This window comes from Streptomyces sp. NPDC003300, assembly GCF_040610915.1.
Classification (GTDB): Bacteria; Actinomycetota; Actinomycetes; order Streptomycetales; family Streptomycetaceae; genus Actinacidiphila.
Map to the genome: position 1 here is coordinate 13,150 of NZ_JBEXNE010000007.1, position 26,893 is coordinate 40,042.

A 26,893-nucleotide genomic window follows, 5' to 3' on the forward strand; every position below is an offset into this window, starting at 1 on the left:
GAGGCGGGCACTCGGTGAGGACGCTGCGGATCAGGACGCTGGCGGGGCTCTTCGCGGTGGCGGGCGTGCTCTCATGGGCCGCCGCGCGGCTGTGGGACCACGTCGGGACGCTGCCGGGCGTGCCGGTCGCCGCGCCGATCGTGCTCGCGCTGATCGCCGTCGCGCTCCTGGCCACCGCGCTGTCGCTGCGCGCCCGGCTCAAGGCGCAGCGCGAACGGCACCCGGGCGCCAAGGGCGTCGACCCGCTGGCCGCCGCCCGCGCGGTCGTCTTCGGCCAGGCCAGCGCCCTCGTCGCGGCCCTCGTCGTCGGCATGTACGCGGGCACCGGGCTCTACCTGGTGATGTACGACCTCGACATGGACCCGCGCCGCCAGCAGGCCATCTACGCGGGCCTGGCCGTCGTCGCCGGGATCGCGGTGATCGCCGCCGCGATCTTCCTTGAGCGGGTCTGCCGCCTCCCCGAGGACGACGACACGGTGCCGCACGGCACGACCCCGCACCGCCGCTGACCCGCGCCCGAGGCGCGCGCGTCCCGGCCGCACCTCCCGCCCCCGGGTACGTATCCCGCATCCTGAGACGTATCCGACACCCGTGGTCCCCGCCGTTGCGGGGCCGACGCCACCACTCGGACGTCCGGCTTGACCGGTGGGCGGGTGGCGTGGTTCAGTCCGCTACGTGAGCGAACCCGGATGGCATCTGCACCGGAAGGTCCACCTGGACCTCGTCCGGTACGCGGGCTGCATCTGTACGACCGCGCGCTGACGCGCGCCTCCGACGTCCTTCGTTCATCTTTCGCGTCGTAGCCGCAGCCCCGGCCTGATTTTCGTACGAACCCGGCACGCTTCATTCTCAAGGGATCTCTCGTACGCACGCCCCCGCTGCCCGCCGACGCGGCGTATCCCCGGGTGGTGTCCCTTGAATTCCGCTGCTCCCTCGTCCGAACCCGCCGCCGCTTCCGCCTCCGCCGTGTCCACTGTCTCCACCGCGCCCTCGACCGCTCCCGCCGCGCCCACCGCCGCCGATCTCCTCGACTTCGCCCGCAAGGTGGCCGCCGACCCCGCCGTCGTCGGCGATCTGCCGCTCGACCCCGAAGGCCGCACCTGGGTACGGCTGGAGGGCCCCGGCGGCGCGGAGGCGTGGCTGATCGGCTGGCCGCCCGGCGCCGAGACCGGCTGGCACGACCACGGCGGCTCGTACGGCGTCTTCGTCACCGCCGCCGGTGAGCTGACCGAGCAGTCGCTGTCCGTGCCGCTGCCCTCCGAGGGCTGGCGCTCCCTGGAACTGGCCGAGGGCCTGGACCGCAGGCGCGTGCTGCCGGAAGGCGTCGGCCGCGCCTTCGGCCGCAACCACGTCCACCAGGTCACCAACAGCTCCCCGTCCTCGCACGCCGTCTCGGTGCACGCCTACTACCCGCCGCTGCCGCTGATCCGCCGCTACAGCCGCAAGGGCAGCACGCTGCGCCTGGAGCTGGTCGAGCGCCCGGAGGAGTGGTGACCGCGCTCGACGCGCGCCTGGCGGCCGTACGGGCCCGGCTGGACCGGCTGGGCCCCGAGGCCGCCGCCCGCGCCGCGGAACACGACGGCGCCCTGCTGGTCGACATCCGCTACGGCGCGCTGCGCGACCGCGACGGCACGATCCCCGGCGCCGTCATCGTCGAGCGCAACGAACTCGAATGGCGGCTGGACCCCGAGGGCACCCACCGCCTCCCGCAGGCGACGGGCCCCGGCCTGACCGTCGTGGTGATCTGCAACGAGGGGTACGCGTCCTCGCTCGCCGCCGCCTCCCTCCAGGACCTCGGACTGCGCGCGGCCACCGACCTGGACGGCGGTTTCCAGGCGTGGCGCGCGGCGGGCCTGCCGGTCACCGCGCCGGACGGCACCCCGACGGTCCCCACCGCGCACATCGCGGCACCGGCCGAAGGCGCTTTCTGATCCCGCTACCGATCGCGACTCTGATCGCGGCACTGATCCCGTCGCGGGGAAGCTCAAGATCAAATTCCCGGAGTGCGTCGGGGAATACCCCAACAACCCCTTCCGCGAACCGGAGTTGACGTCGGACCCAGGTCGCCGAACCTGGGTATCGGCGCCGCCGTAATCGCCCCCGTTGGGCCCGGCACCGGACCCCGCGCCGGGCCCAACGGGGGCGGCCCCGGGGCCCGGTGGGGCGGCGCGGGCGGGCCTCGGCGCCGCCGCGGCGGCACATGAGGACGGCATTGGCCGACGGCACATGGGGGGACACATCGTGCAGCGCCGAATGCCCTCCGTATTCGCCGGACGAATCGCCGTGAGAATCCGCCCAGATATTCGGGACCCGCCTCCCCACGATCCCTTCACACACGCTAAATTTCTGGCCATGCCCCGTGGACGTCACCGCCATTCGCAGCCGCTGCACCGGATGCTGCCGCCGCTGACCGTCGTCGGCAGCGCCGCGGTCCTCGCCGCCGCCGCCCTGTTCTCCGGCGATACGGGCGTGATCCGGGTGCTCACCGTCGCCACCGCGCTGACCGCGTGCGCGGGCGCCGCCCTCGCCCGCACCTGGGACCGCTCCGCCGGCCGTACGGTCGCCGAACTCGAAGCGGCGCGCGTCCGCGAGGAGTGGCGGACCGACGAGCGGGCCGCCGAGTTGGAGACGGACCTGGAGGAGTCCCGCGAGATACGCGGGCGCCTGGAGAAGAAACTCCGGGCCAAGCGCGGGGAATTGGCCAGGCTCCGCACCGAGCACGCCGACCTGCTCCGCCGGTACGCCACCGCCGAGAGCGAGCGCGCCCAGGTGCTGGAGAGCCGCCGTCAGCTCCAACTGGACTCCGCCCCGCGGCAGCTCGCCCTCACCGGCGGTGCCTCGCCGGTCGGCCCCGCCGCCTTCCTCAAGGCCGATCAGGCGCTGCGGGACCTCGGCCGCAACGCCGCCCGCCAGCAGGCCAGGCGCACCGTCGAGGACGCCCGCCGCCGCGACACCGCGGGCCCCGAGGACGAGCCGCAGGGCCGCCACGCGGCGGAGACCGAGAGCCACACCCGGACCGCCGCGCCCGCCACGTCACCGGCCGGACTGCCGGTCCGCGAACACCGCCTCGTCCCGGCCGTCGCCGCCGCCGTCCTGCCCTACGCGCAGCCCCAGCGCTCACCGGGCGCCCCCGGCGGCAACGGCAGCCGGGCCATCGGCGGCTTCGACTTCTTCGGCACGCAGAAGCCCGCGGGCGGTGCGGACCCGGAGGACGTCTCCGAGGTGGACGCGCTGGACGACGTGGCCGACCTGGACGACGTCGTGGGGGACGAGGCCGTCGCGGAACACGCCCAGGCCGTCGCGGAGTCGGGCCCCGAGGTCATCGACCTCACGGCCCACGACGAGACCGAACAGCTCGACATGTCGGAACTGCGCGCCCAGGCCTGACGGCGCGGGGGATTCACGCCAGCGGGCGCACGTCCAGCGCGGCCAGCCGCCCCGGCTCGGTGACGATGTCGACGGCCGTGATCCGCCCGTCCGCCGCCGAGACCGCGAAGGTCAGGACCCGCGCGTCCGCGGTGTCCAGGTCCACCGCCGCCGCCAGGAGCCCGTCGACCAGCACCAGCCGCGCCGTGGAGGCCATCGCGGCGTAACTGACCGCGCCGCGCGCGACGTTGGCCGCGCCCCGGCGGGTGGAGGTGACGCCGGGCCGCCCGGGGACGTCGGAGCGGACGGTGACCTCGGGGTCCAGGACCGCGAGGAGCGCGTCGAAGTCCCCGTCGCGCGCCGCGGCGAGGAACGCCTCGACGGCCGCGCGCCGCAGCGCCGGGTCGGGGTCGGAGACCTCGGTGCCGCCCTGGACGCGGCGCCGGGCGCGGCTGGCGAGCTGGCGGGCGGCGGCGGGGGTGCGCTCCACGATGGGCGCGATGTCGTCGAAGGGCACGGCGAACATGTCGTGCAGCACGAAGGCGAGCCGTTCGGCCGGGTCCAGGGTCTCCAGGACGACGAGCAGGGCGAGCCCCACCGAGTCGGCCAGCAGGGCCTGTTGCTCGGGCCCCGGCGCGGGCAGCGTCACCGCGCCCACGTACCCGTACTCGTATCCGTCCGGCGCGGTGATCGGCTCCTCGCGGCGGGTGCGGCGCGAGCGCAGCATGTCCAGGCAGACCCGGCCGACCACCGTGGTCAGCCAGCCGCCGAGGTTGCGGACCTCGGCGGCGTCGGTGCGGTTCAGCCGCAGCCACGCCTCCTGGACGGCGTCGTCCGCCTCGTCGGCCGAGCCGAGCATCCGGTAGGCCACGGCCCGCAGATGGGCGCGGTTCGCCTCGAACCGCGCCGCCAGCAGCTCTCTGTCGTCCTTGCCGTCTTCAAGGCCGTCGTGCCCACCGTCGTCCAAGCCGTCGTCCATGGGTGCGTCCATCGGTCGGTCCTCCGTCACATGCCGTCACTCTCCTGACGGACCAGTGACCCCGAATGTGACGCGCGGACCGCCCGGCGGCGCTACTTGTCGACGTCGCCGACCACGAAGAACATCGACCCGAGGATCGCGACCATGTCCGACACCAGCGTGCCCGGCAGCAGCACCGCCAGCGCCTGGATGTTGTTGTACGACGCGGAGCGCAGCTTCAGCCGGTACGGCGTCTTCTCGCCCTTCGACACCAGGTAGTAGCCGTTGATGCCGAGCGGATTCTCGGTCCACGCGTAGGTGTGCCCCTCGGGGGCCTTGAGCACCTTCGGCAGCCGCTGGTTGATCGGCCCCGGCGGCAGCTCCGCCAGCCGGTCCAGGCACGCGTCCGCGAGGTCCAGCGCGTTGTGCGTCTGCTCCAGCAGCACCTCGAAGCGCGCCAGGCAGTCGCCCTCGGTCCTGGTGACCACCCTCAGGGTGTCGCCCAGCTCCCCGTACGCCAGATACGGCTCGTCGCGCCGCAGGTCGAAGTCGACGCCGGAGCCGCGCGCGATCGGCCCGCTGACGCCGTACGCGTGCACGGCCTCGCGGGACAGGACGCCGACACCGCGGGTCCTGCCGCGGAAGATCTCGTTGCCGAGCACCAGGTCGTCGAAGCGGCCCATCCGCGACCGCACCCCGGCGACCGCCTGGCGCACCCGCCCCTGCCAGCCGTTGGGCAGGTCCTCCTTCAGGCCGCCGACCCGGTTGAACATGTAGTGCATCCGGCCGCCGGAGACCTCCTCCATCACGTGCTGGAGGTTCTCCCGCTCGGAGAAGGCGTAGAAGATCGGCGTGATCCCGCCCAGCTCCAGCGGGTACGAGCCCAGGAACATCAGGTGGTTCAGCACCCGGTTCAGCTCCGCGAGCAGCGTCCGCGTCCACACCGCGCGCTCCGGCACCTCCATGCCGAGCATCCGCTCGACCGACAGCACCACACCCAGCTCGTTCGCGAACGCCGACAGCCAGTCGTGCCGGTTCGCCAGCATCACGATCTGCCGGTAGTCCCGCGCCTCGAACAGCTTCTCCGCGCCCCGGTGCATGTATCCGACGATCGGCTCCGCGCTGCGGATCCGCTCCCCGTCCAGCACCAGCCGCAAGCGCAGCACCCCATGCGTGGACGGGTGCTGCGGCCCGATGTTCAGCACCATGTCGGTGCCCTCGGCCGCCCCGCCGACTCCGATCGTGGTCTCCGTCATGCCGCCATCCTCTCAGGACTCCCCGCCCGTATCCCACGGGCGGTGCCGGGCCCGCGGGCTCAGCGCGACCGCGGCGACCGCTGTGCCTCCGCCGAGTCCTGAGCCGCCGCCAGGACGCCGGTCACGCCGACCTCCGTCACCAGCCAGGTGAAGTCGCCGAGGCCGCCGCGGGCGGTCAGTTCGGCGGCCTCGCCCGCGGCGGCGAGGCCGCGGACGTAGGCGGCCGGGTCGGCGGCGGCCAGGGCGAGCGGGGGGCGGGCGGCGGAGAGGCCGAGGGAGCGCAGGGCGGCGCGTTGGGGGAGCGCCGTGCCCGGCAGGGCGTCGAGGGCGACATGGGCGGTGAGGTCGCGGGAGCCGTCGGGGACGGGCTCCACCTGGCGGCCGTCGCGGTAGCCGGTGAGCGTGCCGTACGGGGGCCGCGCCGCGCGCGTGTGGGCGTAGTCGACGGCGACGGCCGCCCCGGCGTCCAGCGAGCCGACCGCCTCGGCCCAGGCGGCCTCGCGCGGCAGCCCGATCTCGGCGCGGGCGCCGGGCTCCGGCGACGGCGGCCACCACCGCTCCAGCCACCGCGCGTCGGCGCCGCGCACCGGCTCGCCGAGGCGCTCCGCGCCGTCGGCCGGGCGGACCAGCACCTGGCGGGGCACGCCCGCCCCGTCCGTCTCGGCGACGTCGAGCGGCACATTGTCCAGCCACTCGTTGGCGAAGAGCAGGCCGCGCACACCGCGCGGCGGCCGGTCGCTCCAGGTGATCCGCGGGTCGAGCCCCGGCGGGCGCGGCGCGCGTTCGACGGCGTGGACGCGTACGCGGCCGGCGACCGGCGCGGGGAGCGCGGCCAGCACTCCGGAGCACAGCTCCGCGCGGCCCGCGCCCATGTCGGTGAAGGCCAGCTCGGCCGGGTGCCCGAGGGCCGCGTCGACCCGGACCAGCAGCTCGGCGACGGCCCCCGCGAAGAGCGCGGAGGCGTGCACGGAGGTACGGAAATGCGCCGCGGGCCGCTCCCGTACGAAGAAGCCCTCGGGGCCGTACAGGGCGCGGTCCATGGCCTCCCGCCAGGGCACCCACCGCTCCCGCCACTCGCTGTCCACGGGGTTAACGGTACGTGTCCGGTGAAGTGTGCCTGCTCACAGGGGAACCTTCCTGACCTGGAGATGCGTCGAAGGCTTGAGCGGGGTGTCTCTCGGGGCCGGTAGTGTTCCGGAGATACCACAGGCGCCGCGACGGCGTGTGCAGCGTGTGTGCAGTGCAGTGAGGGAGTGGACAGCGGATGACTGCCGGAAACGACGGCGCCCCTGAGAACGACGACCCGTTCGGTTATCTCTACCGGTCGGAGGGCGGCGAGCAGCAGCCCGAGCAGGCCCCGGTGCAGCAGCCGGGCATGCCGCGTACCTCGCACCACCAGATCCAGCGGGTCGGTGAGCGTCGTCCGCAGCCGCCGCAGACGCCCTCGGGCTACGGCTACCCGCAGCAGCAGTCGCCCTCCGGCTACGGCTATCCGCAGCAGACCCAGCAGCAGACACAGGCGTACGGCCAGCAGCCCGGCCAGCAGCAGTACGGCGGCCAGCAAGGGCAGCAGGGCCAGCAGGGATATCCGGGTCAGCAGGGTTATCCCGGTCAGCAGCCTCCCGCGCAGCCCCCGCACACCCGTCGCGCGGGCGGCGGCGGCCAGCAGGGCGGCGGCGCGCCCAACCGCAAGGGCCTGCTGATCGCGGCGGTCGCCGTGGTCGCGGCCGTGGCCATCGGCATCGCCTTCGCGATGACCAACGGCTCGGGCGACGGCGACAAGAAGGCCAGCGACAAGCCGTCCAGCCCGGCGGTCACCTCGGCCGCGCCCACCGAGACGACGCCTTCGGCCTCCGCGGAGCCGACCCCCTACGACTCGAAGAAGACCGACGCCTCGACGCTCGTCCTGACGGGCGGCGCGCAGACGAGCACCGAGCACCCGGGCGCGAGCGCGGCGGGCGGCACCTATGTCGACCACCTGACGCAGGTCGGCGCGACCGTGACGTGGACGGTGACGGTGCCGAAGGACGGCCCGTACACGCTCTTCACGTACTACGGGAACGCGGGCGACGACGCGACGCTCACCCTCGGGGTGAACGGCAAGGCGCGCAGCGGCCCCGTCAATCTGAAGAACTACGGCCACTACACGGACTGGGCGAAGGCGTGGAACAACCACACCTACTCCTGGATCGACCTCAAGGAGGGCTCCAACACCGTGACGCTGAGCTGCCAGCAGGGCAATCAGTGCGCGGTCAACCTGGACCAGTTCGAACTCAAGCAGGGCCAGGTCACCGAGTAGCCGCCGCCGGGGCCCGCCCTCACACCGCCGCGCCGGGCTCCGCGGGCACCACCGTCACCTGGGGCAGCAGCTCCGCGTAGACGGCCGCGTCGAATTCGCCCGCCGCGGGCGCCGCGACCGTGGCCGCCGACAGCGCGACGGCCCGCGCCAGCCGGCGCGGCCACGTCAGGCCCTCCGCGAGCCCGGACAGCAGCCCCGCCACCGCCGAGTCGCCCGCGCCCGTCGGATTGCCCGCCAGGCGCGCGGGCGGCAGCGCCTGCCAGCCGCCCTCCTCGGTCAGCGCCAGCATCCCGTCCTCGCCGAGCGAGGCGGCCACCGCGCGGGCGCCGCGCCGCCGGGCGTCACCGGCCGCGCGGGCGGGTTCGGAGAAGCCGGTCAGGCCGGTCAGCTCCACCGCGTTCGGCTTGATCAGGTCGGGGCGCGCGGCCAGCCCGCGGCGCAGCGGCTCCCCGCTGGTGTCCAGCAGCACGAACACCCCGGCGGCCCGCGCCTCGCGCACCAGCTCCGCGTACGCGCCCACCGGCAGTCCCGGCGGCAGGCTGCCGCACAGCGCCACGGCCGTCGCGCGGCCGTCGGCGAGCAGCGCGCGGTAGCGCTCCAGGAACCCGCCCCACTCGCGCGGGGTGACCGTGGGCCCCGGTTCGTTGAACATCGTCGTGTCGCCGGTCGTGTCGTCCACGACGCCCACCGTGCGGCGGGTGGTGCCCGCGATGGGCACCAGCGCGTCGGTCAGCAGCCCGTCGTCGTACTCCGCGGCCCGCTCGGCGAGCCGTTCGCGCAGCTCGGCGCCGACCGGGCCGCCGACGAAGCCGGTGACGACGGCGGGGCGGCCGAGCGCGGCCAGCACGCGGGCGACGTTGAGTCCCTTGCCGCCGGGGCGTTCCGCGGTGTGGGTGACCCGGTGGGTGGAGTGCGGTCGGAGCGACGGGACCCGGTAGGTCACATCGAGGGCGGCGTTCAGCGTGACGGTGATGATCACCTGACGATGATGACAAAAGTACGGCGGTCGGCCCAGTGCGCGCCGACCGCCGTTACGCAGCTTTTAGCGAGAATCCGCGAAAATCGGGTGAACTCACCGCCCGGGCGCCCCCGAACTCACCGCCCGGACGCCCCCGCACACGCCTGCCGGACACCCCCAACACGCCTGCCGGACGCCCCCAACACACCTGCCGGGCGCACCCTCCGGCGACGGCTAGTCGGGCCGGACGACCCACTCGCCCTTGCGCATGACGCCCACCAGGTCGTACGCCGCGTCCAGCACCACCAGGTCCGCGTCCTTGCCGGGCTCCAGCGTGCCGATGCGGTCGTCCAGGCCGAGCAGCCGCGCCGGGTTGGTGGAGATGGCGCGTACGGCGTCGGTCAGCGACAGCCCGTCCAGCGTGACGGCCCGCTTGAAGGCGGTGTCCAGGGTGAGCGTCGACCCGGCGATCGAGCCGCCCTCGACCAGCCGCGCGACCCCGTCGAGCACCTCGACCTTCATCGGGCCCAGGTCGTAGTGGCCGTCGCCGAAACCGGCCGCGTCCATCGCGTCGGTGATGAAGGCGACCCGCCCGGCGCCCGCGCTCCCGAAGGCCAGTTCCAGGACGGCCGGGTGCAGATGCGTACCGTCGTTGATCAGCTCGACGGTCACCCGCTCGTCCTCCAGCAGCGCCGCGATCGGGCCGGGCGCGCGGTGCTGGAGCGGCGGCATCGCGTTGAACAGGTGGGTGGCCACGGTCGCGCCCGCGTCGATGGCCTCCAGCGTCTGCTCGTACGTGGCGTCGGTGTGGCCGATCGCCGCGATCACGCCGAGGTCGGCCAGCAGCCGTACGGAATCGATTCCGCCGGGCAGTTCGGCCGCCAGGGTGACCATCCGGACGGCCCCGCGGCCCGCCTCGACCAGCTTGCGCACATCGGCCGGGTCGGGGTCGCGCAGCAGCGCCTCGTCGTGCGCGCCCTTGCGGCACGGCGAGATGAACGGGCCCTCGTAGTGGATTCCGGCGAGGTCGCCCTGCTCCACCAGCTCGGCCAGCAGCCCGGCCTGCTTGGCCAGGACGTCCAGCGCGTTGGTGACGGTCGAGGCGACCACCGTGGTCGTGCCGTGCGCGCGGTGGGTGCGCACACCGGTGAGGATGTCGTCGGCGGTGCCCGAGGTGAAGGACGCGCCGCCGCCGCCGTGGTTGTGGATGTCCACGAAGCCGGGCACGACGGTGTGGCCCGCGAGGTCCACGGTGGCCGTCGAGACGTGCTCGTCGGCCTCGTTCGCCGCGATCCGGGTGCCCTCGACGGTCAGCCGGCCGCCTTCCACCACACCTGACGGCAGGACCACACGGGCACCCGCCAGCACCGTGCGCTGCGTTGTCGTTACGGGGGCCATCAGGCGGTTACCTCCACGGAGAGTAGATCCCAGGCGAGCAGGCCGGCGCCCAGGCATCCAGCGGTGTCCCCCAGCGCGGCGGGGACGATGAGGGGGAGTTTCTGGAAGGTGATACGTGCCTCCACGGCCGCGCGCAGCGGCCCGAAGAGGGTGTCCCCGGCCTCCGCGAGCCCGCCGCCGATGATCAGCACGCGCGGGTCCAGAAGGGTGAGCCCGGTGACCAGGCCGTCGGCCAGCGCGCCGATCGCCTCGCCCCACACCGCGAGCGCCCGCGGGTCGCCGGTCTCGACGGCGCGCGCGCAGTCCGCGGCGTCCGCGTCCGGGTCGCCGCTCGCCTCGGCCCAGGCGCGCGAGACCGCGCCCGCCGAGGCCAGCGCCTCGAGACAGCCGCGCTGCCCGCAGCCGCACTCCGGTCCGCCGGGGCGGACCACGATGTGCCCGATCTCGCCCGCGTAGCCGTGCGCGCCCGCCTCGATCCGGCCCTCGATGCCGATGGCGCCCGCGATGCCGGTGCCCAGCGGGAGGAAGAGGAAGCGGTCGGCGCCGTTGCCCGCGCCGATCCGGCCCTCGGCGAGGCCGCCGGTGCGGACGTCGTGGCCGAGCGCGACCGGTACGCCGTCCAGTCGCTCGGACATCAACGCCCGCAGCGGGACGTCCTTCCAGCGGAGGTTCGCGGCGTAGACGGCGATCCCGTTGACGTCGTCGACGATGCCGGGCACCGCGACCCCGGCCGCGGCGGCGGGTTCGCCGTACTCGCGCACGCCGTGGTCGCGCAGTTCGGCCGCGAAGTCGAGGATCGCGGCGACCACGGCGTCGGGGCCGCGTTCTCTGCCGGTCGGACGGCGCGCCTGGTGCAGGAGCGTTCCGTCCGCGCCGACCAGCGCGGCCTTCATTCCGGTGCCGCCCACATCGAGAGCGATGACATGTCTCACGGGGACAGTGTCGCGGCTAACACCTAAAAAGGTCTAGTCCACTCCGCGAGGAAAGATCACGCGTCAGGCGGCGTTTGCGGAGCAACGGGACACTCGGGCGCGCCGCGACGGGACATCCGGGGGACACACGACGGACGCCCGCCGGACGTACGCCGGTTCCGTGCCGCTTTCCGTGCCGCTTTCCGGGCCGGTCCCGCGCAGGTCGCGTGCCGCTCGCGTGCCGGTCTCCCGCCGGTCCCGGAGCGCGCCCGTCGCCGGTCCGCGCGCGGACCCGTTGCGCAAGCGATACCACTCATGGTGTAGACCTTGGGCAAAGGTGTGGGGAAGACTCGACGCTTCCGTAGCGGTACGCGAGCAAGTGTGCAAGAAGGCGGTAGGAACGGTGCAGCGGCGACGACTTCACGGCTTGGCGGCGATCGGCATCACGTCGGCCCTGGCGATCACCACTCTTACGGCGTGCGGCAACAGTTCACCGCTGAACAGCGACGTCACCCTGCACTTCGTCGCCGCCGACTACGGCGACCCGAAGACGAACAACAGCTCCAAGACGTACTGGGACGACCTCGCGCGCTCCTTCGAGGCGCGCAACCCGCACATCAAGATCAACGTCGAGATCATCGACTGGGACCACGTGGACGACAAGGTCGCCCAGATGGTCAAGGCGAACAAGGCCCCCGACGTCGCGCAGATCGGCTCCTACGCGGCCTACGCCGCCGGCAAGCAGCTCTACAGCGCCGACGAGCTGTTCCCGATCAGCATGCAGTCGGACTTCATCCCCTCGATGGTCAACGCCGGTTCCGTGGACCGCACCCAGTACGGCATACCCTTCGTCTCCAGCTCGCGCATGTTCTTCTACAACAAGAAGCTCTTCAAGAGCGCGGGCATCAAGCACGCCCCCGAGACCTGGGACGAGCTCAAGGCCGACGCGGTCAAGCTCAAGGCCGACGGCGTGAAGGTGCCCTACGGACTGCCGCTGGCCCCCGAGGAGGCGCAGGCCGAGTCCCTGATGTGGATGCTCGGCGCGCAGGGCGGCTACACCGACACCGTCGGCAGCTACACCTTCGACTCCGCGCCCAACGTCGAGGCGTTCGCCTGGGTCAAGAAGAACCTCGTCCAGACCGGCCTGGTCGGCCCGACCGACCCCGCCAAGACCAACCGCCGCGACACCTTCGCCGCCTTCCTGGCCGGCAAGGCGGGCATGGTCATGGGCCACCCCACCCTGCTCACCCAGGCCAAGGCCGCCGGTATCGACGTCGGCGTCGTCCCGCTGCCCGGCCAGAGCGGCCCCAGCAGCGACACCCTCGGCGTCGCCGACTGGATGATGGCGTTCAAGCAGAACGGCAACCGGGACGCGGACGGCAAATTCCTCCAGTTCGTCTTCAACGAGCAGAATTCGCTGAAGTTCCTCAACCAGTACGGGCTGCTGCCGGTGACCATCACCGCGTCCCAGGCGATGCGGAAGAACCCGGCCAACAAGGACCTGGTCCAGTTCCTGAACCTGCTGCCCGACGCCGTGTTCTACCCGGTCAACAAGACCTCGTGGGGCCCGGTCAGCGACGAGGTCAAGAAGAACATCGGCCAGGCCGTGCACGGCGACCCGAAGACGGTCCTGTCCGACCTCCAGCGCTTCGCGCTCACGACGGACTCCGGCAAGTAGCGGCCCGCGGCGGTACGGTGACGGCCGTCGGGTACGCCGACGGCCCGACCGCACCGACAGGGGAGAGGGGCGCCATGACACGGGAAGAACCGCTCTCCGCGCGCGACATCGCCGTCCTGGCCATCGCCGCCCGCACCTGGACCGGACCGGGACCGCGCGAACGGGCCATACGCGAACGCCTCGGCATGTCCCCGACCGCGTACTTCCAGCTCCTCAACGCCCTGCTGGACGACCCCCGGGCCGTCGCCCACGACCCGGTGACGGTCAACCGGCTGCGCAAGGAGCGCGACGCCCGCCGCGACCTGCGCTGACGGCCCGCGCGGGGCGCGCGTGCCACCGTACGCCGGGCATGCGCCCGGGGGACGCGGGTAGGGTCGGCTGCATGGCCTCCGCCGACATCCCCGCCCCCACCACGCCCGAGGGAAAGGAAGGTCTCGCGGCCCTGCTCGCGCGGCCGGAACGCGCCGTCGTCGCCCTTGACTTCGACGGCACCCTCGCCCCGATCGTGCCCGACCCCGAGCAGGCCCGCGCCCACCCCAGCGCCGTCCCCGCCCTCGTCAGGCTCGCCCCGCACCTCGCCGCCGTCGCCGTCGTCACCGGCCGCCCGGCGGGCGTCGCCGTACGCTACGGCGGCTTCGCCGGGGTCGCGGGACTCGAACACCTCGTCGTGCTCGGCCACTACGGCGCCGAGCGCTGGGACGCGCCCACCGGCTCCGTCCACACCCCCGGCGACCATCCCGGCGTCACCTCGGTCCGCGCCGAGCTGCCCGGCTTCCTCGACCGCAACGGCGCCTGGCGCGGCACCTGGGTGGAGGACAAGGGCCGCGCGGTCGCCGTCCACACCCGCCGCGCCGAGGACCCCGACGCCGCCTTCGAGGCGCTGCGCGGTCCGCTGGCCGAACTCGCCGCCCGGCACGGCCTCATGGTCGAGCCCGGCCGCTTCGTCCTCGAACTGCGCCCGCCCGGCGTGGACAAGGGCGTCGCCCTGGCCGCCTACCTCCGCGAGGTCGGCGCCGGCTCGGTGCTCTACGCGGGCGACGATCTCGGCGACCTCGCCGCCTTCGCCGCCGTCCAGGCCCTGCGCGAGGACGGCCTGCCTGGCCTGCTCGTCGCCAGCGCCGCGCCCGAGACGCCCGAGGAAGTCCTCCGCGCCGCCGACCTCGCCGTCCCCGGCCCCGAGGGCGTCGTCTCCCTCCTCGACGCCCTCGCGGACGCCCTGGACTGAGTCCGGACCCGGTGCTCAGCCGTCCAGGGCGTGCAGCTGGTCCAGGAACCAGCGGGACGGGGGGAGCGCGGTGGCCGCGTCGGCGAGGCGCTTGGTGCGCTCGGCGCGGTCCGCCTCCGGGAGGGTGAGGGCCGTGTGCAGGGCGGCGGCGGTCTCGCGGATGTCGTACGGGTTGACGACGATCGCGTCGTCGCCCAGCTCGGCGAAGGCGCCCGCCTCGCGGGACAGCACCAGGGCCACCCCGTTGTCGGAGACGACGGGGACCTCCTTGGCGACGAGGTTCATGCCGTCCCTGATCGGGTTGACCAGGGCCACGTCGGCGAGCCGGTAGGCGGCCAGGGAGCGGGCGAAGTCGTCGTCGACCTTGAGTAGCACCGGCTGCCAGTCGGGCGTGCCGAATTCGGCGTTGATCTCCTCGGCCAGCCGGGCGACCCCCTCGGTGTACTCGCGGTAGACCGCGAGATCCTGCCGGGAGGGGTAGGCGAAGGCGACGTGGACGACCCGGCTGAGCCATTCGGGGTGCTCCTGGAGGAGCTGCCGGTAGGCGAGCAGGCCGCGCACGATGTTCTTGGACAGTTCCGTACGGTCCACGCGCACGATCAGCTTGCGGTCGGCACCCGTCTCCGACCGCAGCCGCGTGATGCGCTCGGCGACGTCCGGGCGGTGCGAGCGCTCGCGCAGGAAGTCGCCGTCGGCGCCGAGGCCGTGCACGCCGAGCCGGGTCGTACGGCCGCGGTGGGTGACCGCCCGGCCGTCGTCGCCGAGCGTGGCGCCCAGCACGCTGACGCAGCACGCGGCGAAGGCGTCGGCCCAGCGGCGGGTCAGGAACGCGGCGCGGTCCGCGCCGAGGATGCCTTCGAGCAGTTCTGCGGCGATGTCGTCGGGCAGCAGCCGGAAGTAGTCCGGCGGCGCCCACGGGGTGTGCGTGAAGTGGCCGATCCGCAGGTCGGGGCGGCGGGCCCGGAGCAGCGCCGGGACCAGCGACAGGTGGTAGTCCTGCACCAGGACGTGCGCGCCGTCCGCCGCCTCCTCCGCCAGCGCCTCGGCGAACGCCTCGTTGTACGCCTGGTACGCCGCCCACTGGCCGCGGAAGTCCTCGTCGAAGAGCGGCTCGAACGGCGTCTGGTAGAGCAGGTGGTGGACGAACCACAGCACCGAGTTGGCGATGTCGTTGTACGCGGCCTCGAAGACGCTCTCCTCGACGGCGATCATCCGGGCGCCCGGCTCGCCGACCCCGCGCCGTACCGCCTCACGGTCGCCCTCGCCCAGGGCCGCGCACACCCACACCGCGTCCGCCTCGGGGCCGATCGCGCTCAGGCCCGACACCAGGCCGCCGCCGCCGCGTCTGCTGCTCAGCTCCCCGTCGTCCCCCAGCGCATACGAAACCGGCCCCCGATTCGAAGCGACCAGAATCCGTGCCGCACGCGTTTCGACCATGCCGCCAGCCTAGCCGCGCGGGCTCCGCCCCAAACGTCGTGGACCCTCCTGCTCCGTAGGAGACCGCGCCGGTCAGCCCCGCGGCCCCGGCGGCGCGGGCGCCTGGCGGGGGAGCCGTCAGGCGGCGCGGCGGGCGAGATATTCGGGCAGGTGGGCCATGGGCGGACGTTCGTCGACGTCGACGGGGTGGGTGAGCGGGGTGAACCCCCCGGAGGGGTCCCGGTGGAACTGGGTGAGGCGGGGGCGGACCAGGGGCGCCCGGGACAGCCGCAGGCTCGCCGTGCGATAGATGGCGGCCGACATCCGCCCGAGCGCCTGCCCGTCCTGATGCCGGTGGTGCCGGACGCCCACGTCCACCTGCCCGAGCGCGTCGAGCCCCGCCAGGGACAGGGCGTCGATGAGCATGCCCAGCTCCACGCCGTACCCGACGGGGAACGGCAGCCGCTCCAGCAGCGAGCGCCGCGCCGCGTACTCCCCGCCCAGCGGCTGGACGAAGCCCGCCAGCCGCGGCCAGTGCAGATTGAGCAGCGGCCGGGCGACCAGCTCGGTGACCCGCCCGCCGCCCGCCGGCACCACCGCGCCGCCGGTCTCCAGCGGCCGGTCGTACATCGCCTTGACCAGCTCCACGTCCGGCTCGGTGAGCAGCGGCCCGACGATCCCCGACACGAAGCGCGAGTCGAACGAGCGCAGGTCCGCGTCCACGAAACAGACGATCTCGCCGCGGGTGACCAGCAGCGACCGCCACAGCACCTCGCCCTTGCCGGGCAGCGCGGGCAGCCGCGGCAGGATCGCGTCGCGCTGCACCACCCGCGCCCCGGCCCGCGCCGCGACCTGCGCCGTACGGTCGCGGGAGCCGGAGTCGACCACGATCAGCTCGTCGACCAGCGGCACCTCGTCGGTCATCAGGTCGCGGCGGATCGCCGCGACGATCTCGCCGACCGTCGCCTCCTCGTCGAGCGCGGGCAGCACCACGCTGACCGTGCCCTGCGGCCCCGCGGCCCGCTTCGCGGCGAGCAGCAGGTCGAGCGGCCGGTCGGCGGCGGACCAGGACCGCCGCTCCAGCCACCGCTCCACCTCATCGAGCACGATCCCGTCCCCTTTTCGTACGGTGGGAGCCCTCAGAAACCAGCCGGACGGCCGCCCCAGCGGCCATCTCGCCGTTCGGACGACTATCTCAACTGTCACGCTTGTCGGTTACAGTCTTGAACAACGCGTATGACCGCCGCATGCCGGGGGTCATAGCGCGGGACAAACGCGTCGCCGCCGCACAGAAGGCGGGCAGGCGCCATACCGCTCATCCAGAGGGGCAGAGGGAACGGCCCGTTGAAGCCCCGGCAACCCTCCCGCCGACCGCGAGGTCACACGGTGGGGAAGGTGCCAATTCCGTCTTGTGGCGACGTACGTCACAAGGAAGATGAGGAGAAAGGGCCTCGCCATCATGGCTGTGCAGACCGTCGCCAGCACCCACGACAGCACCAGCACTCCCCCCTTCGGACCCGCCTCCGCGCTGTCCTGCCGGGAGTGCGGCACCCGCTTCCCGCTGAGCCCGATCTTCGCCTGCGAGGAGTGTTTCGGGCCCCTCGAAGTCGCGTACGACCTGCCGCTCGGCGACCCCGAGTCGCTGCGCAAGCGGATCGAGGCGGGACCCACCAGCATCTGGCGGTACGCGCCGCTGCTGCCGGTCCCCGCCGACGTCACCGACAAGCCCAACCTCCACCCGGGCTGGACCAAGCTCGTCAAGGCCGACAACCTCGCCCGTGAACTGGGCATCACCGGCGGCCTGCACATCAAGGACGACTCCGGCAACCCGACGCACTCCTTCAAGGACCGCGTCGTCGCCATCGCCCTGGAGGCCGCCCGCACCTTCGGCCTCACCACGCTCTCCTGCTCCTCCACCGGCAACCTCGCGGGCGCCGTCGGCGCCGCCGCCGCGCGCGCCGGTTTCCGCTCCTGCGTGTTCATCCCGCACGACCTGGAGGCGGGCAAGGTCGTCATGGCCGCGGTCTACGGCGGCGAACTGGTCGGCATCGAGGGCTCGTACGACGACGTGAACCGCTTCTGCTCCGAGCTGATCGGCGACCCGATCGGCGAGGGCTGGGGCTTCGTCAACGTCAATCTGCGGCCCTACTACGGCGAGGGCTCCAAGACCCTGGCGTACGAGATCTGCGAACAGCTCGGCTGGCGCATCCCCGACAACCTGGTGATCCCGATCGCGTCCGGCTCCCAGCTCACCAAGATCGACAAGGGCCTGCGCGAGCTGATCGCGCTCGGCCTGGTCGAGGACAAGCCGTACAAGATCTACGGCGCCCAGGCCGAGGGCTGCTCGCCGGTCTCGGCGGCGTTCAAGGCAGGGCACGACGTGGTGCGGCCGGTGAAACCGGACACCATCGCCAAGTCGCTGGCGATCGGCAACCCGGCGGACGGCCCGTACGTGCTGGACATCGCCCGGCGGACCGGCGGCGCGGTCGACGACGTGAACGACGAGCAGGTCGTGGACGCGATCAAGCTGCTCGCGCGCACCGAGGGGATCTTCGCGGAGACCGCGGGCGGGGTGACCGTGGGGGTGCTGAAGAAGCTGATCGAGACCGGGCAGCTCGACCCGGCCGCCGAGACCGTCGTCCTCAACACCGGCGACGGACTGAAGACTTTGGACGCGGTGGCACCGACCACCGGCCCGACCGCCACCATCCGCCCGACCCTTGACGCGTTCCGAGAGGCTGGCCTCGCATGAGTGCTTCTGTTCGTATCCCCACCATTCTCCGCACCTACACCGGCGGCCAGGCCGAGGTTCCGGCCGAGGGCGGCACGCTGGCCGAGGTGATCGACTCGCTGGAGAAGAATCACGCGGGCATTTCGGCGCGCGTTCTCGACGACACCGGAAAACTCCGTCGTTTCGTGAACGTCTATGTCAACGACGACGATGTTCGCTTTTCCGACGGTCTCGCCACCGCTGTCCCCGACGGCGCGAGCGTTTCGATCATTCCGGCGGTAGCGGGCGGCTGATCAACTTCCCGTAACGGCCCGGCTACACCTGCTGTTTTGTGCCCCATTCACCCTTTTGTGGTGGATGGGGCACAGTGCTGTAGGGGGGCCGGACCGGGCCGAACGGCCGTGTCCGGGGCGGTAGTTGAAAGGTTGTACTGTTGCCACGGGCAAGTTGCCGCCGCGAACGGTCAGTGCGGCGATTTATCGCCAAATTCACGTGTGGATTGTCGCATAGGCGACGTATGTCCGGTCCGAGATGCCCCGCCATAGCGCCCTATTCTGGTGTATTTCCGATCGGTCGCTCCCCGAATTCTCGTCCGATTGACCTGTTGCAGAGGGCATCCGTGCAGATACATTCAGCCGCGGTCGACGCGTTCCGGCGCACACCATCAGGGATCCCCTGTCGCTCAGACAACGGCTTCCCCGGCGGTGAGGTCTGACCCGGACCCGCGGAGTGCGGGGCCGCGATAGGGCCAGTAATAGGGGAGTTAGGAATGGCTCAGGGCACCGTCAAGTGGTTCAACGCGGAGAAGGGCTACGGCTTCATCGCGGTCGACGGTGGTGCGGATGTCTTCGTCCACTACAGCGCGATTCAGATGGACGGTTACCGCACCCTCGAAGAAGGCCAGCGGGTCGAGTTCGAGATCTCGCAGGGTCAGAAGGGGCCGCAGGCGGACATGGTCCGGCTGGCCACCGCCTGACGGCCCGGCGCGCTCGGCGACCGACACGACGCACTCACGCACCAAGGGTCCGTACCTCTCAGGGGGGACGGGCCCTTCGTGCGTGGCCCGGAGTTGTCCACAGGCGCTTGCACTCGATGGGGTCGAGTGCTAATCATTGGCGTTAGCACTCTCCTAGTGAGAGTGCTGAAGGACCGGGTCGGTGAGGCCCGCCCGGCCGCCGGGAAGGAACCGGCGACCAGGTCGGCCGTCCGTCGCGGGCACCACACGGTCCGAGCCGTCGCCCCCTGCTCCGGTGGGGGAACCCCAGTCCGCGGAGGACACTTCACATGGCAAAGATCATCGCGTTCGACGAGGAGGCACGGCGCGGTCTCGAGCGCGGGATGAACCAGCTCGCCGACGCCGTCAAGGTCACCCTCGGCCCGAAGGGCCGCAACGTCGTCCTCGAGAAGAAGTGGGGCGCCCCCACGATCACCAACGATGGTGTGTCCATCGCCAAGGAGATCGAGCTCGAGGACCCGTACGAGAAGATCGGCGCCGAGCTGGTCAAGGAGGTCGCGAAGAAGACCGACGACGTCGCGGGTGACGGCACCACCACCGCGACCGTCCTGGCCCAGGCCCTGGTCAAGGAAGGGCTGCGCAACGTCGCGGCCGGCGCCAACCCGATGGCCCTCAAGCGCGGCATCGAGAAGGCCGTCGAGGCCGTCTCCGCCGCTCTGCTGGAGCAGGCCAAGGACGTGGAGACCAAGGAGCAGATCGCTTCGACCGCCTCCATCTCCGCCGCCGACACCCAGATCGGCGAGCTGATCGCCGAGGCCATGGACAAGGTCGGCAAGGAAGGCGTCATCACCGTCGAGGAGTCGCAGACCTTCGGGCTCGAGCTCGAGCTCACCGAGGGCATGCGCTTCGACAAGGGCTTCATCTCCGCCTACTTCGCGACCGACCTGGAGCGTATGGAGGCGTCGCTCGACGACCCGTACATCCTGATCGTCAACTCCAAGATCTCCTCGGTGAAGGACCTGCTCCCGCTGCTGGAGAAGGTCATGCAGTCCGGCAAGCCGCTGCTGATCATCGCCGAGGACGTCGAGGGCGAGGCCCTGTCGACCCTGGTGGTCAACAAGATCCGCGGCACCTTCAAGTCCGTCGCCGTCAAGGCGCCCGGCTTCGGTGACCGTCGCAAGGCCATGCTCGGCGACATCGCCATCCTCACCGGTGGCACCGTCATCTCCGAAGAGGTCGGCCTCAAGCTGGAGAACGCGGGCCTGGACCTGCTCGGCCGCGCCCGTACCGTCGTCATCACCAAGGACGAGACCACCATCGTCGACGGTGCCGGTGACAGCGACCAGGTCGCCGGGCGGGTCAACCAGATCCGCGCCGAGATCGACAACAGCGACTCGGACTACGACCGCGAGAAGCTCCAGGAGCGCCTGGCGAAGCTGGCCGGCGGCGTGGCCGTCATCAAGGCCGGTGCCGCCACCGAGGTCGAGCTCAAGGAGCGCAAGCACCGCATCGAGGACGCGGTGCGCAACGCGAAGGCCGCCGTGGAAGAGGGCATCGTCGCCGGTGGCGGCGTGGCTCTGCTCCAGGCGACCGCGGTCTTCGAGAAGCTGGAGCTCGAGGGCGACGAGGCGACCGGTGCCAACGCCGTGAAGCTCGCGCTGGAGGCCCCGCTGAAGCAGATCGCCGTCAACGGTGGTCTCGAAGGCGGCGTCATCGTCGAGAAGGTGCGCAACCTGCCCGTCGGCCACGGCCTCAACGCCGCGACCGGTGAGTACGTCGACATGATCGCCGAGGGCATCATCGACCCGGCGAAGGTCACGCGCTCCGCGCTCCAGAACGCGGCCTCCATCGCCGCGCTGTTCCTCACCACCGAGGCCGTCATCGCCGACAAGCCGGAGAAGGCCGCCCCCGGCGGCGCTCCGGGCGGCATGCCCGGCGGTGACATGGACTTCTGATCCACGGGGCGCGAGCCCGGATCAGCAGGACCGCACGACGGCACCCCCCGGTCACCCGGGGGGTGCCGTCTTTGTGTCCGGCGCATTGTTCGGAACAATTCACCAAGACTGTCCCAAAACGGGGCAATTTTGAATTACCGTCAGATGCCGGTAGCAGGACAAGTACGGGGGGTACCGGGGTCAAACCTGCTGCTAGGCTCTCATTGCTTGGCAAGTGTCATGCGCAAGTGTTCCGCATTTTTGTTCGGATTTGAAAGAGATTCCGCAAATGGCGGCCCCTCGCCTGAAGAGAGCCTCATGACGTCCTACTTACATGATCCAGCACTTTGGGGCCTGATCGCAGGTACTCCTGTCGCCGCGACCGCGATTGCGCTCAGCCGGAAAACTAATGCGAAGCTCCGTGCCGCGCTCGCCGAGCAGTCGGCGCGCCGCGCCTCCCTGGAAGTCGGCCGCGAGCAGATCGTGGATGAGGCCAGACGCCGGGCCGAGGAGGGCACCAAGAGCGTGCTCAAGGCCGCCATGCGCACCCTCCAGGGTCTGGCGGGCGAGCAGCAGGTCGCCATCGCGAAGCTCCAGCGGGAGAACGGCGAGCACGCGGCGCTCCAGGGCCTGTTGGACGTGGACCACGGCAACGCGCAGTTCACCCGGCGCGCCCAGTCCATAGCCGTGCTCTGCGACGGCTGGCTCGGCCGCCGCAAGAACGCGGCGTCGGTCTACGACGTGGTCCGCAGCGCCAAGGGCCGCATCCGGCATTTCACGCGCGTGGAAATCCGTTCGCAGAGCAATTTCGCGGTGGTGAGCCGCGCGGTCGAACCGGTCGCACTCGCCCTTTCCGAACTGCTCGACAACGCCACGAGTTATTCGGCCCCTGAAACGTCCATCGAAATCAATATCCAGCCCGTGCCCAAGGGCGTCTGCATCGTCGTCGACGACGCGGGTGTCGGCATGAGCGACGAAGAGAAGACGCTGGCGGGAGAACTCCTCACCGGCCAGCGCACTCCGGGTGTCTCCGGCCTCGGAAATCCGCCGCAATTCGGTTTCGCGGTGATCGGCGTACTCGCCAACCGTTACGGATTCAGCGTCTCGGTGGATTCCACCTCGCCGTACGGCGGAGTGCGCGCCGTGCTGCTGCTCCCCGACGAACTCCTCACCACCACCATCGAGCCCGAGGAGACTCCCGTCGTGGGTGAAGCGTCCGAGCCGGTGGAGCAGAGCGCGCCCGAGCCGGTGGTGCCCGCCACCACCTTCGGCGGCCTGCCCAAGCGGCGGCGCTTCCGGCACCCGATCTCGATAGTGCCCACGGCCGAGGAGCGGTCCGACGACAGAACCGGTGACAGAGCCGGGGACAGAGTCGAGCGGGCGCCCGAGCCGGTGCGCGACAGCCACGAAGTCGCCTCCCGCATGGGCGCGTTCCAGCGGGGCACTCAGTCCGGCCGCCGTTCCATCGGCGCGAGCAGCGAAGGGCAGGACGCCCAATGAGCCCAATGATCGGAAGAGATCTGTCGTGGATGCTCGACAGCGCCCTTGAGGTGCCCGAGGCCCGGCACGCGATCCTGGTGTCGGCCGACGGCCTGCTGATGGCCCGCTCCAACGAGGTCGGCAGGGACCACGCCGACACCGTCGCGGCGGCGATGAGCGGCATGCAGTCGCTGAGCCGTACGGTGTCCGACTTCGTCGGCGGCGACGACCGCCGCCAGGAGTGGCGGCAGACCCTGGTGGAGTTCGACCACGGCTGGGTCTTCCTCATCTCGGCAGGTGAAGGCGCCTATCTCGCGGTCTCCGCGTCCCCGGACGCGGACCTCGCGGAGATCACCTTCCGGATGCAGCAGCTCGTCGGCCAACTCGGCAAGGTGCTGACCACACCTCCTCGCGAGAACGCTGACGTCAATTGACGGGCGAACCGGAGCTGGAGTTAGAAGCCACGGAATTAGTACGCCCGTATGTGATCACCAACGGTCGCGAGCTTCCGGTCGACGGCGGCTTCACGATGATCACACTGGTCGCCGTATCCGAAAACGCGCCCCGGACAAGGGTTCTTGATCCCGAGAAGCTGCGGGTGATGGAACTGTGCTCGGGCGGCTATCTCGCGGTCGCGGAGATCGCCGCGCACACCGGGCTGCCGATGGGCGTGGTCAAGATCCTTCTGTCGGATCTGGTGGAGGACGGGTATCTGCTCGCGCGGGCACCCGTTCCCCGCGCGCAGTTGGTCGAGAGGGAACTGCTGGAGGAGGTGCTGCATGGGCTCCGGGCTCGCTTCGGATAGGGACAGTGCTCCCCAGACGCCGCGCGAGAACGTCTATCTGCCCAGTTCGGTACGGACGGTCGCCAAGATCCTCGTGGTCGGGCACTTCGCCGTGGGCAAGACGACGTTCATCGGCACCATGTCGGAGATCCCGCCGCTGCGCACCGAGGAAGTGATGACGCAGGCCAGCGCGGACATCGACGACCTCAGGGGCGCGCCCAACAAGACCACCACCACGGTCGCGATGGACTTCGGCCGGCTGACCCTCAGCGACGAACTGGTGCTGTACATGTTCGGTACGCCGGGCCAGCAGCGGTTCGTGCGGCTGTGGGAGGACCTGTCGCGCGGCGCGCTCGGCGCGCTCGTGCTGGTCGACCCGCTGCGGCTCCAGGAGTCCTTCCCCGTGATGGACCTCGTGGAGCGGCACGGTCTGCCGTACGCCATCGCCGTGAACCGCTTCGACGGTGCGCCCCCGCACTCGCTCGAAGAGGTGCGCGAGGCGCTGGATCTGCTTCCCGAGACCCCGGTGGTCTCGTGCGACGCACGCGACGAGCGGTCATCGGCGGGTTCACTGATCGCTCTGGTGCAGTATTTGCAGTCTCGCCTCAACTAGTAGGTCACCGCAGGTAGTTCAGGTAGCTCAGGTATTTCAACGAGGAGCACAGGCATGCAGACCCCTCCGGACTTCCAGGCCCCGCCGCCCGGCTGCCCCGCGCACGACAGCGGCCAGAGTGTGCCGCTGTACGGCCCGGAGTTCGCCGCCGCTCCGGAGGCGTTCTACTCCTACATGCGGCAGTTCGGCCCGAGCGCTCCGGTGGAGCTGGCGCCGGGCGTGGAGGCCGAACTCGTCACGGACTACACGGAGGCGCTGCGGGTCCTCCAGAACCCGGGCACCTTCGCCCGCGACTCGCGCCGCTGGCGCGCGATGAACGAGGGTCAGATACCGGCGGACAGCCCGGTGATGGGGATGATGGCCTACCGGCCGAATCTGCTGTTCTCCGACGGCGCCGAGCACATGCGGCTGCGGCAGGCGGCGACCGACAGCCTGGCCATGGTCGACTCGCACCGGCTGAGCCGGCACGTCGACCAGGTCGCCTCGTATCTGATCAGCCAGTTCAGCGCCAAGGGGCGGGCCGACCTGGTCGCCGACTACGCGCAGCAGGTGCCGCTGCTGGTCTTCAACGACCTCTTCGGCTGCACCGAGGACATCGGCAACCGGCTGGTGTTCGGGATCTCCGGCATCTTCGATGGCATCGATGTCGAGAAGTCGCTGGAGGTGCTGACCGGGGCGCTGGTCGAACTGGTCGAGCTGAAGCGGACCACGCCGGGCGAGGACATCACCTCCTGGATGATGCAGCACCGCTCCGCGCTGACCACCGAGGAGATGATCCACCAGCTCTTCCCGATGATCGCCGCGGGTACCGAGCCGGTGCAGAACATGATCTCCAGCGCGCTGCGGCTGCTGCTGTCCGACGACAAGTACGCCGACAGCCAGCACATGGCGGGCCTGCTGGTCGAGGACGCGCTCAACGACGTGCTGTGGAACTACCCGCCGATGGCCAACTACGGCGTGCACTACCCGGTGCACGACGTGGACCTCGCCGGGATCACGCTGCGCGCGGGCGACCCCGTGGTGATCAGTTACGCGGCGGCCAACACCGACCCGAGCCTGGGCGGCGGCGGCCAGACGATGAGCAAGCGGGCGCACCTGGGCTGGGGCGCGGGTCCCCATGTCTGCCCGGCCAAGGACCCGGCCACGCTGATCTCGCTGCGGGCCATCGAGAAGCTGCTCAACACGCTGCCGGACATCGACCTGGCGGTGCCGGTGGAGAGCCTGACCTGGCGTCCGGGCCCCTTCCACCGCGCGCTCACCTCGCTGCCCGCCCGGTTCACCCCGGCGCGGCAGCCGGTGCGCTCGCAGGAGAGCCAGTCGGCTCAGGCTCCGGCCGACCACACGCAGGGCAAGCCGAAGGCGGCCAGCCGCTGGAGCTCGTTCCTCAACTGGCTCAAGGCGTAACACGCGGCGACGCACAAGTCGAAAACCGGCCGACCGCGGCTTTGCGGTCGGCCGGTTTCGATAAAGAACGGACCTGGCCGGAAATCATCGCCGACGGTGTGACGCTTGCCACAATTACGAGCAGTGTCCGATCGGATACGCATCTCGTGCCCAGGGTATGCAGGACAGGTCAATCCGGCCTGGCATTGAGGACCAAGGAGAAATGCCGCCATGGTCACACCGTATTCGGTCGCCCCCACCGACCGGCGAAGAGTTGTATCACTTTTTTCCCGACTCCGTAAGCCCGGCGGACAGGAAAGTCCGCTGCCTCTTTACGACGAGCTTCGCTCGATGGGGGATGTCGTCCCAGCGCCCTGGGGCGGCCACCTGATCACGTCGTTCGGCCTCAGTGACCAGGTGCTGAGGGACCGGGCCTGGCGTGTGACCGACAACGAATGGGCCGCCAGGCAAGGCCAGGGAACGCGCTGGAGCGCGCCTTCCTCACGGCAGATCGGTCAGACTCTGGTCCGGCTCAATCCACCGCATCACACATTGATGCGCCGCTCGGTCGGAAATATGTTCGACCGGAGGGCGCTCGGTGACATTCGGATATCGGTGGAAAAGACAACGGACCGCCTGGTCGGCCGGCTCGCGGAACGCCTGCGCGACGGAGTGGCCGATTTTGTCTCACTGGTGAGCGAGGAGCTGCCGGTGCGCGCGATAGGGGAGTGGATGGGTTTGCCCTCCGCTGACTTCCCCCTTTTGCGGGACTTGACCCACGCCCAGGTGTTCACCCAGGAGCTGCTGCCCACCCCGAGCCAGCTCGCGATCTCCGACGAAGCCACCGTGACACTGCACCAGTACTTCGCCGCGCTGGTGCGCGAAAGGCGCAGGTCACCGGGGGACGACCCGGTCTCGCAGTGGCTGCGCACCTGGGACGGGCTGGAGCCGGACCGCGACCGCGCCGACGAGGCCGTCTACTACCTCGCGCTGCTGGTGGTGCTCGCCGCCCTGGAGACCACCTCCAATCTGCTGTCCACCATGACGTGGCTGATCGCCGAGCACCCCCGCCAGATGGGCTGGCTGCGCGCCCACCCGCAGGACATCCCCGGCGCCGTCGAGGAGGTGCTGCGCTACGACCCGCCGATACACGTCGTGACGCGGGTCGCGGGCGACGACATGACGCTCGCGGGCATCGAGGTGCCCAAGGACGAGACCGTCCACCTGATGCTCGCCGCCGCCAACCACGACCCCGCGCAGTACGCCGACCCGCACATCTTCGACATCCGCCGCAAGGTCAGCCACCTCAGCTTCGGCGGCGGCATCCACTACTGCGTCGGCGCCCCGCTGGCCAGGATGGAGGCCACCGCGCTGCTGACCGCGCTGCTCAGGAAGCTGCCGGGACTGAGCGTCCACCGCGACCCCGAGTGGGCGCCGCGGGTCGCCTTCCGGCGGATGACGACACTGACGGTGTCCGACTCCGCGTCCGCCCGCGTCCCCGAACAGGCGGGCCCCAGAGACCTGTAGGCCGCACGCGGCACGACCGTAC

Annotated in this window: 26 protein-coding genes and 1 riboswitch; of the genes, 18 read left to right on the top strand and 8 right to left on the bottom strand. The window is 71.4% G+C overall.

What is annotated here, in order from left to right:
• The first annotated feature begins 14 nt into the window (after nucleotides 1–14).
• From ABZX65_RS12660 to ABZX65_RS12675, 4 genes are all read left to right on the top strand, one after another.
• Complete coding sequence (locus ABZX65_RS12660) at nucleotides 15–509, top strand: DUF3180 domain-containing protein (RefSeq protein ID WP_355337301.1); 495 nt, start codon at nucleotides 15–17, stop codon at nucleotides 507–509.
• Nucleotides 510–966: 457 nt separating this feature from the next.
• Nucleotides 967–1,494, top strand: coding sequence for a cysteine dioxygenase (locus tag ABZX65_RS12665; protein ID WP_355337304.1), 528 nt, complete (start codon nucleotides 967–969; stop codon nucleotides 1,492–1,494).
• Nucleotides 1,491–1,931, top strand: coding sequence for a rhodanese-like domain-containing protein (locus tag ABZX65_RS12670; protein ID WP_355337307.1), 441 nt, complete (start codon nucleotides 1,491–1,493; stop codon nucleotides 1,929–1,931). Before ABZX65_RS12665 ends, ABZX65_RS12670 begins: the two co-directional genes overlap by 4 nt.
• Nucleotides 1,932–2,352: 421 nt before the next feature.
• The gene (locus ABZX65_RS12675) at nucleotides 2,353–3,387 is read left to right on the top strand and encodes a hypothetical protein (protein WP_355337310.1); all 1,035 of its coding nucleotides are present in this window, start codon (nucleotides 2,353–2,355) and stop codon (nucleotides 3,385–3,387) included.
• A 13-nt stretch (nucleotides 3,388–3,400) separates the two neighbouring features.
• On the opposite strand, the gene ABZX65_RS12680 is transcribed toward ABZX65_RS12675, so the two are convergent.
• The 3 genes from ABZX65_RS12680 to ABZX65_RS12690 all read right to left on the bottom strand — a co-directional run bounded on the left by ABZX65_RS12680 (nucleotide 3,401) and on the right by ABZX65_RS12690 (nucleotide 6,620).
• Nucleotides 3,401–4,345 (bottom strand): sigma-70 family RNA polymerase sigma factor, encoded by a 945-nt coding sequence (locus tag ABZX65_RS12680; protein ID WP_355338025.1) that lies wholly within the window; start codon nucleotides 4,343–4,345, stop codon nucleotides 3,401–3,403.
• A gap of 92 nt (nucleotides 4,346–4,437) precedes the next feature.
• Nucleotides 4,438–5,580 (bottom strand): NADH-quinone oxidoreductase subunit D, encoded by a 1,143-nt coding sequence (locus ABZX65_RS12685; RefSeq protein WP_355337313.1) that lies wholly within the window; start codon nucleotides 5,578–5,580, stop codon nucleotides 4,438–4,440.
• 59 nt (nucleotides 5,581–5,639) lie between these two features.
• Nucleotides 5,640–6,620 (bottom strand): SAM-dependent methyltransferase, encoded by a 981-nt coding sequence (locus ABZX65_RS12690; protein ID WP_355338028.1) that lies wholly within the window; start codon nucleotides 6,618–6,620, stop codon nucleotides 5,640–5,642.
• 224 nt (nucleotides 6,621–6,844) lie between these two features.
• Here ABZX65_RS12690 and ABZX65_RS12695 point away from each other — a divergent pair, with 224 nt between their 5' ends.
• Complete coding sequence (locus ABZX65_RS12695; protein WP_355337316.1) at nucleotides 6,845–7,879, top strand: carbohydrate-binding protein; 1,035 nt, start codon at nucleotides 6,845–6,847, stop codon at nucleotides 7,877–7,879.
• A 19-nt stretch (nucleotides 7,880–7,898) separates the two neighbouring features.
• Here the strand turns inward: ABZX65_RS12695 and ABZX65_RS12700 are convergent, their stop codons facing one another.
• The 3 genes from ABZX65_RS12700 to ABZX65_RS12710 form a co-directional block, all read right to left on the bottom strand.
• The gene (locus ABZX65_RS12700) at nucleotides 7,899–8,858 is read right to left on the bottom strand and encodes a 1-phosphofructokinase family hexose kinase (protein ID WP_355337319.1); all 960 of its coding nucleotides are present in this window, start codon (nucleotides 8,856–8,858) and stop codon (nucleotides 7,899–7,901) included.
• Nucleotides 8,859–9,071: 213 nt separating this feature from the next.
• Nucleotides 9,072–10,235: an N-acetylglucosamine-6-phosphate deacetylase gene (nagA, locus tag ABZX65_RS12705; protein WP_355337322.1), complete on the bottom strand. Its 1,164-nt coding sequence runs from the start codon at nucleotides 10,233–10,235 to the stop codon at nucleotides 9,072–9,074.
• Nucleotides 10,235–11,167: an ROK family protein gene (locus tag ABZX65_RS12710; protein WP_355337325.1), complete on the bottom strand. Its 933-nt coding sequence runs from the start codon at nucleotides 11,165–11,167 to the stop codon at nucleotides 10,235–10,237. The genes nagA and ABZX65_RS12710 overlap by 1 nt, the downstream gene beginning before the upstream one ends.
• A 406-nt stretch (nucleotides 11,168–11,573) precedes the next feature.
• On the opposite strand from ABZX65_RS12710, the gene ABZX65_RS12715 reads away from it, so the two are divergent.
• The 3 genes from ABZX65_RS12715 (at nucleotide 11,574) to otsB (ending at nucleotide 14,049) form a co-directional block, all read left to right on the top strand.
• Complete coding sequence (locus ABZX65_RS12715; RefSeq protein WP_355337328.1) at nucleotides 11,574–12,824, top strand: extracellular solute-binding protein; 1,251 nt, start codon at nucleotides 11,574–11,576, stop codon at nucleotides 12,822–12,824.
• Between the two features lie 74 nt (nucleotides 12,825–12,898).
• The gene (locus ABZX65_RS12720) at nucleotides 12,899–13,135 is read left to right on the top strand and encodes a DUF3263 domain-containing protein (protein ID WP_188285385.1); all 237 of its coding nucleotides are present in this window, start codon (nucleotides 12,899–12,901) and stop codon (nucleotides 13,133–13,135) included.
• Nucleotides 13,136–13,206: 71 nt separating this feature from the next.
• Complete coding sequence (otsB, locus tag ABZX65_RS12725; RefSeq protein ID WP_355337332.1) at nucleotides 13,207–14,049, top strand: trehalose-phosphatase; 843 nt, start codon at nucleotides 13,207–13,209, stop codon at nucleotides 14,047–14,049.
• Between the two features lie 15 nt (nucleotides 14,050–14,064).
• On the opposite strand, the gene ABZX65_RS12730 is transcribed toward otsB, so the two are convergent.
• Both ABZX65_RS12730 and ABZX65_RS12735 read right to left on the bottom strand, forming a co-directional pair.
• Nucleotides 14,065–15,486 (bottom strand): trehalose-6-phosphate synthase, encoded by a 1,422-nt coding sequence (locus tag ABZX65_RS12730; protein ID WP_355337335.1) that lies wholly within the window; start codon nucleotides 15,484–15,486, stop codon nucleotides 14,065–14,067.
• A 117-nt stretch (nucleotides 15,487–15,603) separates the two neighbouring features.
• A complete protein-coding gene (locus ABZX65_RS12735) occupies nucleotides 15,604–16,572 on the bottom strand; it encodes a glucosyl-3-phosphoglycerate synthase (RefSeq protein WP_355337338.1) in 969 nt (322 codons plus the stop codon).
• A gap of 205 nt (nucleotides 16,573–16,777) precedes the next feature.
• Nucleotides 16,778–16,907: riboswitch (SAM riboswitch) on the top strand.
• A 17-nt stretch (nucleotides 16,908–16,924) separates the two neighbouring features.
• Between ABZX65_RS12735 and thrC the strand changes: the two genes are divergently transcribed.
• The 10 genes from thrC (at nucleotide 16,925) to ABZX65_RS12785 (ending at nucleotide 26,871) form a co-directional block, all read left to right on the top strand.
• Entirely contained in the window at nucleotides 16,925–18,217 is a 1,293-nt protein-coding gene (gene thrC / locus ABZX65_RS12740; RefSeq protein WP_355337341.1) for a threonine synthase, read from the top strand.
• The gene (locus ABZX65_RS12745; RefSeq protein WP_188285379.1) at nucleotides 18,214–18,489 is read left to right on the top strand and encodes a MoaD/ThiS family protein; all 276 of its coding nucleotides are present in this window, start codon (nucleotides 18,214–18,216) and stop codon (nucleotides 18,487–18,489) included. The genes thrC and ABZX65_RS12745 overlap by 4 nt, the downstream gene beginning before the upstream one ends.
• Before the next feature lie 476 nt (nucleotides 18,490–18,965).
• Nucleotides 18,966–19,172, top strand: coding sequence for a cold-shock protein (locus ABZX65_RS12750; protein WP_093715500.1), 207 nt, complete (start codon nucleotides 18,966–18,968; stop codon nucleotides 19,170–19,172).
• Between the two features lie 308 nt (nucleotides 19,173–19,480).
• Entirely contained in the window at nucleotides 19,481–21,106 is a 1,626-nt protein-coding gene (groL, locus tag ABZX65_RS12755) for a chaperonin GroEL (RefSeq protein WP_188285378.1), read from the top strand.
• Nucleotides 21,107–21,403: 297 nt separating this feature from the next.
• A complete protein-coding gene (locus ABZX65_RS12760; RefSeq protein WP_355337346.1) occupies nucleotides 21,404–22,585 on the top strand; it encodes an ATP-binding protein in 1,182 nt (393 codons plus the stop codon).
• An 8-nt stretch (nucleotides 22,586–22,593) separates the two neighbouring features.
• Entirely contained in the window at nucleotides 22,594–22,998 is a 405-nt protein-coding gene (locus ABZX65_RS12765) for a roadblock/LC7 domain-containing protein (protein WP_355338031.1), read from the top strand.
• On the top strand, nucleotides 22,995–23,369 hold the full coding sequence (locus ABZX65_RS12770; RefSeq protein ID WP_355337348.1) for a DUF742 domain-containing protein: 375 nt from the start codon (nucleotides 22,995–22,997) through the stop codon (nucleotides 23,367–23,369). Before ABZX65_RS12765 ends, ABZX65_RS12770 begins: the two co-directional genes overlap by 4 nt.
• Complete coding sequence (locus ABZX65_RS12775) at nucleotides 23,344–23,961, top strand: ATP/GTP-binding protein (RefSeq protein WP_355337351.1); 618 nt, start codon at nucleotides 23,344–23,346, stop codon at nucleotides 23,959–23,961. The genes ABZX65_RS12770 and ABZX65_RS12775 overlap by 26 nt, the downstream gene beginning before the upstream one ends.
• Before the next feature lie 54 nt (nucleotides 23,962–24,015).
• Nucleotides 24,016–25,365, top strand: coding sequence for a cytochrome P450 (locus ABZX65_RS12780; protein ID WP_355337354.1), 1,350 nt, complete (start codon nucleotides 24,016–24,018; stop codon nucleotides 25,363–25,365).
• A 594-nt stretch (nucleotides 25,366–25,959) separates the two neighbouring features.
• The gene (locus tag ABZX65_RS12785; protein WP_355337357.1) at nucleotides 25,960–26,871 is read left to right on the top strand and encodes a cytochrome P450; all 912 of its coding nucleotides are present in this window, start codon (nucleotides 25,960–25,962) and stop codon (nucleotides 26,869–26,871) included.
• The last annotated feature ends 22 nt before the right edge of the window (nucleotides 26,872–26,893 follow it).

Coding starts and splice junctions, on each gene's coding strand:
- ABZX65_RS12775 (WP_355337351.1), top strand. CDS start 23,344: ATGGGCTCCGGGCTCGCTTCGGATAGGGACAGTGCTCCCCAGACGCCG.
- ABZX65_RS12720 (WP_188285385.1), top strand. CDS start 12,899: ATGACACGGGAAGAACCGCTCTCCGCGCGCGACATCGCCGTCCTGGCC.
- ABZX65_RS12685 (WP_355337313.1), bottom strand. CDS start 5,580: ATGACGGAGACCACGATCGGAGTCGGCGGGGCGGCCGAGGGCACCGAC.
- ABZX65_RS12760 (WP_355337346.1), top strand. CDS start 21,404: ATGACGTCCTACTTACATGATCCAGCACTTTGGGGCCTGATCGCAGGT.
- ABZX65_RS12695 (WP_355337316.1), top strand. CDS start 6,845: ATGACTGCCGGAAACGACGGCGCCCCTGAGAACGACGACCCGTTCGGT.
- ABZX65_RS12680 (WP_355338025.1), bottom strand. CDS start 4,345: ATGGACGACGGCTTGGACGACGGTGGGCACGACGGCCTTGAAGACGGC.
- ABZX65_RS12750 (WP_093715500.1), top strand. CDS start 18,966: ATGGCTCAGGGCACCGTCAAGTGGTTCAACGCGGAGAAGGGCTACGGC.
- otsB (WP_355337332.1), top strand. CDS start 13,207: ATGGCCTCCGCCGACATCCCCGCCCCCACCACGCCCGAGGGAAAGGAA.
- ABZX65_RS12745 (WP_188285379.1), top strand. CDS start 18,214: ATGAGTGCTTCTGTTCGTATCCCCACCATTCTCCGCACCTACACCGGC.
- ABZX65_RS12780 (WP_355337354.1), top strand. CDS start 24,016: ATGCAGACCCCTCCGGACTTCCAGGCCCCGCCGCCCGGCTGCCCCGCG.
- ABZX65_RS12690 (WP_355338028.1), bottom strand. CDS start 6,620: ATGGACCGCGCCCTGTACGGCCCCGAGGGCTTCTTCGTACGGGAGCGG.
- ABZX65_RS12675 (WP_355337310.1), top strand. CDS start 2,353: ATGCCCCGTGGACGTCACCGCCATTCGCAGCCGCTGCACCGGATGCTG.
- groL (WP_188285378.1), top strand. CDS start 19,481: ATGGCAAAGATCATCGCGTTCGACGAGGAGGCACGGCGCGGTCTCGAG.
- thrC (WP_355337341.1), top strand. CDS start 16,925: ATGGCTGTGCAGACCGTCGCCAGCACCCACGACAGCACCAGCACTCCC.
- nagA (WP_355337322.1), bottom strand. CDS start 10,235: ATGGCCCCCGTAACGACAACGCAGCGCACGGTGCTGGCGGGTGCCCGT.
- ABZX65_RS12730 (WP_355337335.1), bottom strand. CDS start 15,486: ATGGTCGAAACGCGTGCGGCACGGATTCTGGTCGCTTCGAATCGGGGG.